General features: G+C 66.0%; 10 protein-coding genes. 1 reads left to right on the plus strand and 9 read right to left on the minus strand.

Annotation, left to right across the window (positions count from 1 at the left end; genetic code table 11):
* Window positions 1-555: 555 nt before the first annotated feature.
* The gene (locus QMX81_RS07435) at window positions 556-1,473 is read right to left on the minus strand and encodes an oxygenase MpaB family protein (RefSeq protein WP_121042422.1); all 918 of its coding nucleotides are present in this window, start codon (window positions 1,471-1,473) and stop codon (window positions 556-558) included.
* A 318-nt stretch (window positions 1,474-1,791) separates the two neighbouring features.
* On the opposite strand from QMX81_RS07435, the gene QMX81_RS07440 reads away from it, so the two are divergent.
* Window positions 1,792-2,406, plus strand: a complete 615-nt coding sequence (locus QMX81_RS07440) for a hypothetical protein (protein ID WP_183073795.1) — start codon at window positions 1,792-1,794, stop codon at window positions 2,404-2,406.
* Between the two features lie 39 nt (window positions 2,407-2,445).
* Here QMX81_RS07440 and QMX81_RS07445 read toward each other — a convergent pair whose 3' ends face one another.
* The 8 genes from QMX81_RS07445 to QMX81_RS07480 all read right to left on the minus strand — a co-directional run bounded on the left by QMX81_RS07445 (window position 2,446) and on the right by QMX81_RS07480 (window position 11,509).
* Complete coding sequence (locus tag QMX81_RS07445; RefSeq protein ID WP_152153013.1) at window positions 2,446-2,790, minus strand: hypothetical protein; 345 nt, start codon at window positions 2,788-2,790, stop codon at window positions 2,446-2,448.
* A 29-nt stretch (window positions 2,791-2,819) separates the two neighbouring features.
* Entirely contained in the window at window positions 2,820-3,593 is a 774-nt protein-coding gene (locus tag QMX81_RS07450) for a LytTR family DNA-binding domain-containing protein (protein WP_121042416.1), read from the minus strand.
* Window positions 3,583-4,842, minus strand: a complete 1,260-nt coding sequence (locus QMX81_RS07455; protein ID WP_282260154.1) for a histidine kinase — start codon at window positions 4,840-4,842, stop codon at window positions 3,583-3,585. Before QMX81_RS07455 ends, QMX81_RS07450 begins: the two co-directional genes overlap by 11 nt.
* 246 nt (window positions 4,843-5,088) lie before the next feature.
* Window positions 5,089-6,738 (minus strand): M28 family metallopeptidase, encoded by a 1,650-nt coding sequence (locus QMX81_RS07460; protein ID WP_152153011.1) that lies wholly within the window; start codon window positions 6,736-6,738, stop codon window positions 5,089-5,091.
* A gap of 90 nt (window positions 6,739-6,828) precedes the next feature.
* Window positions 6,829-8,472 carry a CsgG/HfaB family protein gene (locus QMX81_RS07465; protein WP_282260156.1) on the minus strand — a complete coding sequence of 548 codons (1,644 nt, stop codon included), beginning with the start codon at window positions 8,470-8,472 and terminating at the stop codon, window positions 6,829-6,831.
* A 16-nt stretch (window positions 8,473-8,488) separates the two neighbouring features.
* Complete coding sequence (locus QMX81_RS07470; RefSeq protein ID WP_121042407.1) at window positions 8,489-9,157, minus strand: hypothetical protein; 669 nt, start codon at window positions 9,155-9,157, stop codon at window positions 8,489-8,491.
* 103 nt (window positions 9,158-9,260) lie between these two features.
* Window positions 9,261-10,361, minus strand: a complete 1,101-nt coding sequence (locus QMX81_RS07475; protein WP_282260160.1) for a hypothetical protein — start codon at window positions 10,359-10,361, stop codon at window positions 9,261-9,263.
* Entirely contained in the window at window positions 10,352-11,509 is a 1,158-nt protein-coding gene (locus tag QMX81_RS07480; RefSeq protein ID WP_121042403.1) for a hypothetical protein, read from the minus strand. Before QMX81_RS07480 ends, QMX81_RS07475 begins: the two co-directional genes overlap by 10 nt.
* Window positions 11,510-11,565: the final 56 nt, after the last annotated feature.

Consider the following 11,565-nt stretch of genomic DNA (forward strand, 5'->3'; position numbering starts at 1 on the left):
TGGGCTATGCTCTGGGGCTCTGCTGAGTGCGTTTGCTGAGTGGCTTTGCTCTGTGGCTTTGCTCTGTGGCTTTGCTCTGTGGCTTTGCTCTGTGGCTTTGCTCTGTGGCTTTGCTCTGTGCTTGGCTACTCGGCTGCACGGCATCGCCTTGATGCTCTGCACTTCTGCTCTGAGCAGCTGCGTACTTCGCTGCTCAGCATCCGCACAGCGGATTGGCACTTGGACGTGCACCCCGGCGCTACCACTCAGCCTTGCCGCTCAGCGCTGTTCGCTGGCTTTTGACCTCAGCATGGCCACCAGCCAATTGTCAGGGGGCGGGCACGTGCAGGCTGGAGGGACCGTATGCCGCCATGGATGGCGGCATACGAGCTTATTTGGGTGAAGGCGCATTGCTTGCGAGGCACTGCCTCGCATGCGACTGAACGCACAGCCGCCAGCGGCTGGGCCGGGCCGCGGAGCGGGACTTGCAGCGGGTCCCGGAAGCCTGCACGTGTCCGACCTAACCATCAGACACGGGCACTCGCGAGTACCGACCAACGATCGGCACCTACCGCTTCAAGGCCAATCAGCAAGCACGCCAGCCGGCACATCCATACGCGTGCATGCGCGCGTCGCCAGGCCATCCTGCAGGGCACGTCGGAACAAAGGCGCCATGCCTCTCAACATCACCGCAGAGGCACGCGACTGCGCACGCTGCATTGGCGTGCGCGCCAGCATCGTCGTAGCCCAGTCCGGCAACAGCGCCGCGCCCGCACCGAGGAACAGCTCGCGCGACAACCCCGCCATCGGTACCGGCAAGCGGATGCCGGACAACACCGCCAGTACTTCTTGCGAACGGGCATCGAACACCAGCCCGGATTGCTGGCGCGCGAAGTACGCGTCGACCTCCGCTTCCGAGGCGGGTACATCGGTGGCGCCGAGCGCCTCGGCCACGCGCTTGTACTCGCGGTAATACCGGTCGGCGACCGCCGTGGGCACGTCGCGGCAATAGCGTCGGCAGCCCTGCAGGAAGCCGTAGGCTTCGGTGACGTGCACCCAGGTGAGCAGCGCCGGATCGTCGGCGGAATACGCGCGGCCGTCGGCGGTGTGCCCGCGTACCTGTGCATGGATGCGGGTCACCTTGGCGATCAGCGCCTCCACTTCCGCGCTCGGTGCGTACGTGGTGCCGGCGACGAACGCGGTGGTGCGGCGCAGGCGGCCCACCAGGTCATCGCGGAAGTTCGAGTGGTCGTACACCCCGGCCAGTGCCAATGGATGCAGGGTCTGCAGCATCAGGGCACACAGGCCGCCGGCGAGCATGCCGGGAAACTCGGAGTGCACGCGCCAGGTGATGCTGTCCGGGCCGAACCAGCCGGGATCGCCCAGCGGATGGTCGTAATCGATCCCGCTCTGGCCGCGGGGGAAGGCGCCCAGCACCCAGCGGCGGATCGGGGCGGTGGCAGGGCGGGCAAGCGAACGCAGCAGGGAAGACATCAACAGTACCGAGGGCGGAGCGGACCGGCGTTTCGCGCGGATGCGTCAATTCTGCGTGATACCGCCGGGGCTGGCGAGGGCACGGTGGCGCTGGGCCTGCGCATTGTGCAACTGCAGCATGAGAACCGGCGTCCGCGGCCTATTTACCCGGTGATTTACGTGCCGCAGTGCGCAAATCCGCTGCGAGTTTGCCCATTCAGGCAGGAATGACGCCGGATCTTTGCGCTTTGCCCATTGCCAAGCGCCGTGAAAGTGCTAGAACTGGACGTGCCACAACGTCGTCCAATGCGCTGCCGCACGTTCCAGAAGGAGCTCGTCATGATCGCTTTGTTCAAAGGTTTGGGTTTGCTGTTGCAGGACAACGAGCTGTACAGCAGCCCGTTCGAAAAACAGGTCGCGCATTGGCGTAACAAGAGTGAACAGCAGATCCGCGAAGAAGTCGCGGTGCTCGCCAAGGCCAAGGGCCAATGGCTGATGGCCTCGATCGTCGGGTGGCAGGCGTCCTCGCTGCTGATCCTGGGCCTGATCAGCAACTACCTGTGGAAGGATGACTTCCATATCACCTTCACCCGCGTGGTGATCGTGTTCGGGTCATGGGTCTCGATCCTGTTCGTGATCTGGTTCATGGCCAACATGTTCGATCACACCGCCGGCTTCGAGCGCTGGATGAAGGCCTTCAACAGCCGCGCCCGGATCACCTCCGATGCCGATACGGTGGAATGCGTGGCCGAAGCGCTGGACATGGCCCATCACTATCCGGAAGTCCTGGATTACAAGCAGGCCGTGAGCGCCAAGCGCGAGCTGCGCCACGAGGACATCCGCATCATGCGCGAGATCGGCCGGATGAAGCAGCACACCGAACTGGTCGGGCAGCTCAACCACGTCGGCGAGCAGCCCAACGGCACCAACCTGCATCTGCAGCCCGCGTTCTGACCCTACTGAAAAGCGGGGGGAGCCACGATGCCACCGTGATCATTCACGGTGGCATTGTTCTTTCTGGACTGCGCTGACGCAGTGCCGGAAGCCGGCCGGAAGCCCGGCCATCTGCTCGGTCTTGCCGACCGCCACTGCCAACCGGTGCAGAGGCGGATAGGGGCAGTCGGTGTCCTTCCCGCAGCGCGCGTCCAGCACCAGGTAATGGCAGTGGCCGCTGCTGCTGGCGATGCAATCGAAGTTGGCCACCCCGTTGTCGACCGTGGTCTTGCTGTACAGCGTATCCACGCCATTGGCGCGGATGCGGGTGACGGAGGTGTTGCTCGATTGCTGGCAGGCAGCCAGCACCAGCACGCAGAGACTGACGAGAACGGCGATACGCATGGCAGGCTCCAGACGAAAGAAAAGGCGCGTTACATCCCGCGGAACAGACTCATGAAGGGCTGGCTGACATTGAGCACTTCGGCGCGGTGCTTCAAGCGCAGCTGGCCGCGGCCGGTGTCATCGCGGGTGACCGCGGCGACGGCTTTCATGTTGACGATGGTGGAGCGGTGGATCTGGCGGAACCGTTGTGGGTCGAGCGCATCGAGCAGTTCGCGCAGTGAGGTACGCAGCAGGCTTTCGCCCTGCTCGGTGACCACGGTGGTGTATTTGCTGTCGGCACGGAAGTAGATCACGTCTTCGAGCATGATCAGCTGCGTGTCGCGTCCGTTGCTGGCCGTGATCCAGGCCAGTGGCGGCGCGCTTGAGGCGGCGGCGGGCTGATTGCCGAGGCGCTGCAGCAGCTGCTCGAGCATCCCGCTGTCCGGTCGGCCCAGCTGCATGCGGGCCAGGATCCGCTCGCGCGTGGCGAGCAGACGCTCATCGCTGACCGGCTTGAGCAGGTAGTCGATCGCGCCTTGTTCGAAGGCATCGATCGCATACTGGTCGTAAGCGGTGACGAACACCACCTGGGTGCGCGGGCTGATCTCGGGCAGCGCGCGGGCCACCTCGATGCCGGTGATGCCCGGCATGCGGATGTCGAGCAGGGCCAGGTCCGGCTTCAGCTCGGCCAAGCGCTCCAGCGCACTGGCGCCATCCTCGCATTCGGCCACCAGCCGCAGCTCGGGCCATAGCCGCTGCAGCTGGGCGACCAGCGACTGGCGCAGCAGGTCTTCGTCTTCGGCAATGAGTGCATCAAGCTGCATGGATCGCCTCCCGGGCATCGCGCGGCAGGGTGATCGTTGCCGCCACGCCGCTGGGGAAATTGGACACGATGGCCACGCCGGCGCGCTCACCGCAGGTCAGGCGCAGGCGCTCGCGCAGGTTCTTCAGGCCGATCCCGGTACCGCTGGTGCCCTGCCCGAAGCCGAGGCCGTCATCGGCCACGGTGAGGGTGACATGGTCCTCGAAGGCGCGCGCGATGATCCACACCGTGCCACCACCGGGCTTGGGTTCCAGCCCGTGTTTGATCGCATTCTCCACCAGGGTCTGCAGCGCCATCGACGGCAGCGGCAGGCTGGTCAGCGCCGGCGGCACATCCAGCTGCAGGGCCAGGCGTGCACCCATGCGGATCTTGAGGATTTCCAGGTAGGCCTGGGTGCGCTCCAGCTCCACGCCCAGGGTGGACATCGATTCGTCCACGCTGGGCAGCGAACTGCGCAGGTACTGGATCAGGTGCCCGAGCATCTGATCCGCGCGCGGTGGATCGGTGCGAGTCAGCACCTGCGCGTTGGCCAGGGTGTTGTAGAGGAAGTGCGGCTCGACCTGGGCATGCAGCAGGTTGAGTTTGGCCACCGAGAGTTCCTTCTCGGTCGCTGTCTGCTCGGCGGCGGCCTGCTCATCGCGGCGCTGCTCGGCCACCCGACGGGTGATCGCACGGCCGACCGCTTCGGCGTTCTCATGGTTGCTGCCTTCGTCGACGGCGAGCAGATCGGCCCAGACCCCGGCATCGGGCTCGAACAGCAGCGTCACGCTGCTGGTGCCCTGCCCCGGCGTGACCGTGGCGAGCACGCTGTTGCGCTTGATCGCCAGCCGCGCAGGCAGGTTCCAGCGTGACGGTGGGCGGCCGTTGTAGGGATCCACGCGGCGTACGTAGGCACGGACCTGCAGGCTGCCCGGAGCGCTTTCGATGTCTTCCACCCGCGGCAGCTCGGCGATGGCGGCTTCGACCAAGGCGAAGGCGGGGCCCGCATCCATTGGGACCTCGATCTGGCGCCGCTGGCGGCTGGACAGGGTGGCCGCGTCCAGGCGCCCGGCCGCATGCTGGACCCGGCGAATATGGGCGATGCAGCTGCCCAGGGCCGTCACCATCACGAACAGGGCCAACAAGCCGAACACCCAGCCGGGGCCTTCGTCCATGCCATGGAAGAAGCCACTCCAGACAAACCCCGCCACCACGATGGCGGCGGCCCAGGCCAACAGAATGCGGAAGATCAGGGAGAGGCTGGCGAACACGGCGGCGTCATCACATAGGGAGTGAGGCGAGCATAGCCCTGCCGCGAGTGCGAACAAGCGGCATGCGACGAAGGCGGGGTTTGGGGGGATGAAGCCGCGTAGCGCCACCCCATGGGTGGCTGGCGTTCGTTCCGGGATCGCGAAGCCACGCATGACGTGGCTCTACATCGGGATCCGGGACTGCCAGCCACGCTTGGCATGGCGCCGGGTTGGGGGTCCGGCCGGCGATACCGGCCGGACGCGGTCTTACTTCCGCTCGGCGGCGCTGGCGTCACGCGGGGCGCGGAACTGGGAGTCTTCGCTCCAGTTCGGCCAGGCGCGCGAGTTGGCCAGCTGGTTGCCCAGCGTGTACAGCACTTCCAGATCGCGCGAGGCACCGGCGAAGGTCCAGTCCGGCTGCCATTCGTCACCCTGCTGGTGATAGCGCTTGGCGGTGTAGTCATCCGACGCCGCCTTGCCCGCGGCGACGCCGCCTTCCACCCAATCCTGGCCCGCCGAGTACGACACCGCCGGCACGCCGCGCTTGGCGAACGGGAAGTGATCGGAGCGGAAGAACAGGCCGGCTTCCGGCTTCGGATCGGGGGTGTAGCGGATGTCCCAGCCCTTGGCGACGTCCTTGAGCTGGTCCAGCAGTTCCAGCTTGGCCGAGCCGTAGATGCCGAAATCACGCGACGGGCTGAAGGGCGCCATGCCATCCATGTTGATCAGCGCCACGGTCTTGCCGAGCGGATACAGCGGGTGGCTGGCGTAGTACTCCGAGCCGAGCAGGCCCTTTTCCTCGGCGGTGACGGCCAGGAACAGCACCGAACGCTCCGGACGCTTGGCCTTGGCGAAGCCGCGCGCCAGCTCGACCAGCGAGGCGGTGCCGCTGGCGTTGTCCAGCGCACCGTTGAAGATGGTGTCGCCGTTGGCGTCGGGCTTGCCCACGCCGATGTGATCCCAGTGCGCGCTGTAGATCACGGTCTCGTCGGGATGCTTGCTGCCTTCCAGGCGCGCGGCCACGTTGTGCGAGGTGATCACCTCGGTCTTGACCGCGTACTTGGCCGAGAAGGTCTCGCCCTTCAGCTCGACCGGCTTGAAGTCGCGGGTCTGCGCCTGCTTCTTCAGCGCCTCGAAATCCAGGCCCGAGCGCTTGAACAGTTCCACCGCCAGATCGCGCTGGATCCAGCCTTCCAGCAGCGGATGCGCTTCGGCCGGGTTGTCGCGGACCACGTCGAACATGGTGTTGGTGTTGGAGCCGGCCACGGTGGCCCAGCCATACGAGGCCGGTGCGGTCTCGTGCACGATCAGCACACCCAGGGCGCCCTGGCGCGCGCCTTCTTCGTACTTGTAGGTCCAACGGCCGTAGTAGGTCATGCCCTTGCCGTCGAAATCGCCCTGGCCGGTTTCGAAGTCCGGATCGTTGATCAGCACGACCGCGATCTTGCCCTTCAGGTCCACGCCCTTGAAGTCGTCCCAGTTGCGCTCGCCGGCTTTGACGCCGTAGCCCAGGAAGACCAGCGGCGCGTTCTTGATGTCCACCTCGCTGGCACCGTTCATGGCGGCACGCACGGCGATTTCCTTGCCCTGGCTCAGCGTCTGCGGCGTGCCCTTGCTGCTCAGCGACAGGCTCGGGGTGCCGACGATATCGCCTTTGAGCAGCGGCACGGCCTGTGTCCACAGGCGCTTGCCGTCCTTGAGGTCGCCGCCCGGCTGCAGGCCGGCCGCGGCGAACTGCTTGCTCAGGAAGGCGATGGTCTTTTCTTCACCGGCCGTGGCCGGCGAGCGGCCTTCGTAGGCATCGGAGGCCAGCTCCTTGACGTCGGCGGAGATCCGCGCGCCGTCGAATTTGGGCGTCGCCGCCATCAGGGCGCCAGACACCGACAGGGCCAGCACGCTCAGTACTACTCGCTTCATCGCTCTCTCCACAACGGGACCAAACCTGGACCCCGAGTGTAGGCGATGCCGCAGCTGGACAGGCGCCGGGCCAAGGCCCGGCGCCATCGTTTACCAGTTCGGATCTTCTGCCGGCTTGGCCGCCGCGGCAGGCTTGGCGGCACGGACTGGTGCCTTGCCGCTACCCGACGGCGCCGCAGCGGTCGTGGCCGGCTTCACCGCACCCAATTGCTTGCGCAGTTCAATGGCACCCGGGCGGAAGCCTGCGCCGCCGAGATCCGCACCTTCTTCCAGCGTCCCGTACGAGGTCTGCGCGGCCACGCGATCAATGCGGATCGTGCAGCACGGGGTCTCATTGCGCCCCAGCGAGCGGCCGGTCTGCGGGTCCTTCAGGGCCTCGCCCAGCATCACCGCCTGCCAGCGCTGGCCGACCTGCAGGGCGTCGCCGCCCTGGCTCAGCACCACCTGGTCACCGCTCAACGATACGACCGAGACCGGGAAAATCTCGGTGATGATCGCGGTCCCGATCTGGCCGGACAGCGAATCCATCATCGTCGCGGCCATGCCTTTGCCGTCCACCACACGCGGCAGCGTGCTCGGCCCGGTCGAGGCCAACTGGTGGTCGAAACTGTCGGACATCACCACTTCACCGGTGGCCGCGTTTATCAGCCGCAACGTGATGCGACCGCCGCCGGAGTACGAGCTCACCTGGCGATCGGACATGCGCAGCTGACGCACGCTGCGCGGGTACTCGAAACGCTCGATGCTCGGAATCAGGATCAGATCCGTCGCCAACTGCTGGCCCAGGCGTGCGGTGTCCTGCAGGCGCACGTTGCCGCTGTTGATGTGATCGATCTCGGCCTGCATTTCATCGCCGAACTCACGATCGAGCACGATGAAACGCTTGGTCTGGGTCAGCGTGTCGGACAGGCGTGCACGGATGGCACGCGCCACCTCTTCGCTGCTTACCCGGCCATCGCCGACGGCATAGCTACCCGACCGGACGTGCGGCAGGGCGACGACGATCTTCGGCCGGCCCTGCTCGTCCGGTGCGCGGTACTTGGCGATGTCGGCACGGATGCGGACCTTCCAGTAGCTGCGCATGGTGCGATGGCTGACGTCGGACTCGTACGAACTCGCCCCCCGCTTGGCATCGACCTTCGCGCTTTCCTTGTAGCTTTGCTTGACGCTGGCCGAAGCCGAACCGCCTTGTCCGCTCGCGTCGGCCTGCGCCTGTGCCGAGCCACTGGCCGACGCCGAGGCGGCGTACGTGAAGCCGGCATCGCTGGCCCGCACGCGTTCAATCACTTCCTCATCAATCTGACGGATTTCCTCCTGCGAGAGGATCTCGTAGCCCAGCACGGCTCCCTGCGACGCCGCGATCGCCTGCTGGGCGAAGGCATTGGCCTGGAGGCTGCCGACGTGGTGACCGTCGACATCGACATCCAGACCGGCGCGGAGCGTCTGCATCTGGCTGGCGACACGGACGCCGTTGACCTGCGCCACGGCCGACTGCAGCGCAGCCAGTACAGCCAGTTCCGGCGTGCTGCCGATACCGTCGGCTTCCCGCGCGACCTGGGTGGTGCCGCCGAAATCAGGCGTACCGCGCAACGCCCCGGTGTCGGCATTCGCAGCCGAAAGCACCTTGGATTCAGTCTTGCTGGCAACCTCGTCCACCGGCGCCTCCTGCTTGCCGCACGCGGCAAGCAGGGTAGCGGCGATGGCCAGGCTCAGCAGTCGGGTAGAAATCTGCATGCGTGGCCGTCCCGGATCAGTTCAGGCCGTCGAGCATCGCATCTGCATTGCCCGGCACCTTGATCTTGCTGGCGCGGGCGAACGTCATCGCCGACTTGGAGGTGTCGTACAGGCCCTTGAGGTAGCCCGGGGATTCCTTGGCGACCCACGCACCGGCGACCAGCTTGCGGCCCAGCGTGGCCATCTGCGCCGCGCCGAGGTTCTTCATGCCACCGGCGAAGTTGCTGGCTTCGCCACTCAGCTTCTGGCCTTCAGCCGCCGAGGCGATCAGCGAGACCAGGCCTTCGGTGTAGTACTGCTTGGATTCGGCGCTGAGTTCCGGCTGCGCGGCAACGCGCTCATCGATCGCCGCTTGGGCGGCTTCGCTGACGGACACGGACTTCTTCATTTTGCTCACGTCCACCGCACCGGACGACAGCGCCTGACGCTCGGCTTCCAGCAGCTGCACCTGCTCGGCCAGACCGAAGGCCTTGGCGAAGGAGGTCTGCGCGGCCAGCGAATGCGACTGCGACGCGACAAAACGGCGCACCAGTGCATCCTGCGCGGCTTCGTCCGGGGCGCCGGCGGCGCTGGCTTCGGTGGCGGTCGCGCCGCCGACCAGACCCTTGAGCTTGCTCAACTGAGCATGCGCGGGCGCGGCGAAGGAGGCAGCGACGGCGAGTGCGATGACGGTAGTACGGATCATGGGATGGGTCCTGTGTGAGGGAAGAACGCCCGTGCAGGCACGGGCGAAAAAAACGATCTGGAGGCAATGGGGCGTGCGGCGCACCGATGTTCGCCGCACGGCGTCAACGAACGGCTTTGACGTTCAGCTCGTTGATCATCTGCTGGGCGGCCTGTTCGGCAGCCTCGCGCAACGCATTGGTACGGGCGACGGTTTCGTTCGGGCCCAGGCCGGCGTACTGCACCGGGCCGACCGAAGAGACGGTGCGCGGGAAGCGGCCGGTCACGTCCAGCACTTTGCCGGTCACCGTGACGTACACGCGGGTATTGCCCGAGGCCGGATCGCGGTCACGCATGCCGATATCCAGGGTGCCGACCGCGATGTACGGAATGTTCGCGGCGCGGATGCCGTTGGCGGTATCACGCAGGGTGGCGGCAGACAGGTCGTTGCCGGTGCTGAAATCCTTGCGGATGCGATCGATGCTGAGCAGGCCGCCGCTTTCGCCTTCGACGTACTCCGCTTCAACCACTTCGTAGCCGGCGCTGCTGAAGGCACCGGTCATCGCGGTGTTGACCTCGGCGGCGTTGGCCACCTTCCAGCTGATGGTTTCGCTGCGCGCAGTGGTGCTGCCGCCGCTGGTCACCGACACCGACGCGTTCTGGTTGACGCTGCCGTTGGTGCTGACCGAGTTGCCACGGAAGGAGTCGCCTTCGCGGGTGTTTTCGTCATAGCTGCGGCTGGCGTCAACGCGGCGGTATTCCTTGTCCTGGAACGACTGCACGGTGTCCTGCGAGCGCGCCATGAACAGGAAGGTCAGCAGCGAGCGTTCGTTGCTGCGTGCGCCGGCCACGGCCGAGCCGGCATCCAGCTTGGTCTGCAGCAGCGTGGTGTTGATCTCGGCGCGAACGCTGATCGTGTAGGTCTTGGCCTTCTTGTCCTCGTTCTCCGACAGGGTCACGGTGGAGAGCACGAAGCGGTCGATCTCGCCGATGAACTCCGGACGGCGCGACTCGAACAGGCGCAGCTTGGCCGCGCCCGATTCGGCGATATAGGCTTCCAGTGCGTTGACCTTGGCTTTGTTCAGGGCCTGGGCACGGGTATCGGCGCTCAGGCGCAGACCATAGCTGGCCGAGCCCATGCCGCGGGAACTGGCGGTCTGCGCCGCGACCGGCGCGGTGACCATCAATGCAATGAGAATCAGCAGTACAGCACGAATCAACGACATGACTTGATCAACTCCTGGAGGGCCTGGATCTGTTGTTGCAGGGGGCGTCCGCCCGGCTTCTGCTCATCCAGCCAGGCGCGCGAATCCGCCCGTTTGGCAGCAGCGCCAGCGAACGCATCAAAGCCGGCCAACACGGTTTCGTAGTTGGCCGACCACTGGTCCACCCGCCACTGCGTGACCGGCACCACCTTGGTGGCACCCTTGCGCAGGGGCTGGTCGAAATACACCTTGCCGGAGAAGGGCTCGGTCACCTTTACCTGGAAGAACGCGCCGAACAGCATCGTCTTCATGGCCGCGGTTTCATTGACGACGCCGCTCTTCATTGCGTCGAGCGTCAGCGTGACCACGTAATCGGGTTCGGGAATCTTGAGCTGATACACCTTTCCGTCGGCAAAGCGCGCGGCCATCGCACCGCCGATCGCTTCCCCGGTGGCCGGTGGCAACAGGCCGATACCGGTGTTGGACGACAGCGTCTTGGACAGCTCATGGGCCAGCGTGGCGCGCAGGGTGCCTTCCATCGCAGGGTCGGGCAGCTTGACCCGGGCCGCATCGGACAACGTCACCCCACCCACCTGCAGCCGCCGCATCGAGGCGTTGGGAAGCTGCGCGTTGGCCAGGGTCTGTGCGAGTACCTGCGGCAGTGCGGTGGCAGCAGTGCCATAGAGCAGATCGGCGATGATCGCGTCGATATCCCCTTCGGACGGGCGGTCGTCCTGCAGGTCGATACGCTGCAGCGTCACCGGGTAGGAGGCGATGACCTGGCGCTCGCGGAAATCGAAGAACAGCGCCTGCAGTGCCACCTCCACCAGCACCTTGTACTGCTCGCCGATCGGCTCGACCGAGACCAGTTCACGGTCCAGCGCCGCGGCGAGCACGGTGGCGCTGGTGGTGCCATCCAGCTTGGCAAGCTGGTCGCTGATCAGCTGCAGGTGACTCGGCGGCTGGCGGCGCAGGGCACCGGCAAGCTGTTGGTTCAAGGCCTCCGCACCGCGCCGGTCGATGACCCGGGTGCTATGCGGCGCAACCTCGCTGCGGGCAGCCTGCTCGCCGGTATAGGCGAAGCCAGCCCAGTACGCCTGCTGTACCTTGTCGGCCGCATGCGCGAACGGGGTGATGAGGAACACGCACAGCAGCAACCACGCGCGCATCGCGCGTGGCGGTTTCTTCCCTGACGGCATCAGCCTTTGTCCCTGTGGTTGCTGAC

Source organism: Stenotrophomonas sp. PS02301, from assembly GCF_029959485.1.
GTDB lineage: Bacteria > Pseudomonadota > Gammaproteobacteria > Xanthomonadales > Xanthomonadaceae > Stenotrophomonas > Stenotrophomonas maltophilia_Z.

What these genes read in the sequence shown, in the direction of transcription:
- QMX81_RS07440 (WP_183073795.1), top strand. Translation starts at nt 1,792, where the DNA reads ATGATCGCTTTGTTCAAAGGTTTGGGTTTGCTGTTGCAGGACAACGAG.
- QMX81_RS07470 (WP_121042407.1), bottom strand. Translation starts at nt 9,157, where the DNA reads ATGATCCGTACTACCGTCATCGCACTCGCCGTCGCTGCCTCCTTCGCC.
- QMX81_RS07450 (WP_121042416.1), bottom strand. Translation starts at nt 3,593, where the DNA reads ATGCAGCTTGATGCACTCATTGCCGAAGACGAAGACCTGCTGCGCCAG.
- QMX81_RS07460 (WP_152153011.1), bottom strand. Translation starts at nt 6,738, where the DNA reads ATGAAGCGAGTAGTACTGAGCGTGCTGGCCCTGTCGGTGTCTGGCGCC.
- QMX81_RS07445 (WP_152153013.1), bottom strand. Translation starts at nt 2,790, where the DNA reads ATGCGTATCGCCGTTCTCGTCAGTCTCTGCGTGCTGGTGCTGGCTGCC.
- QMX81_RS07435 (WP_121042422.1), bottom strand. Translation starts at nt 1,473, where the DNA reads ATGTCTTCCCTGCTGCGTTCGCTTGCCCGCCCTGCCACCGCCCCGATC.
- QMX81_RS07475 (WP_282260160.1), bottom strand. Translation starts at nt 10,361, where the DNA reads ATGTCGTTGATTCGTGCTGTACTGCTGATTCTCATTGCATTGATGGTC.
- QMX81_RS07465 (WP_282260156.1), bottom strand. Translation starts at nt 8,472, where the DNA reads ATGCAGATTTCTACCCGACTGCTGAGCCTGGCCATCGCCGCTACCCTG.
- QMX81_RS07480 (WP_121042403.1), bottom strand. Translation starts at nt 11,509, where the DNA reads ATGCGCGCGTGGTTGCTGCTGTGCGTGTTCCTCATCACCCCGTTCGCG.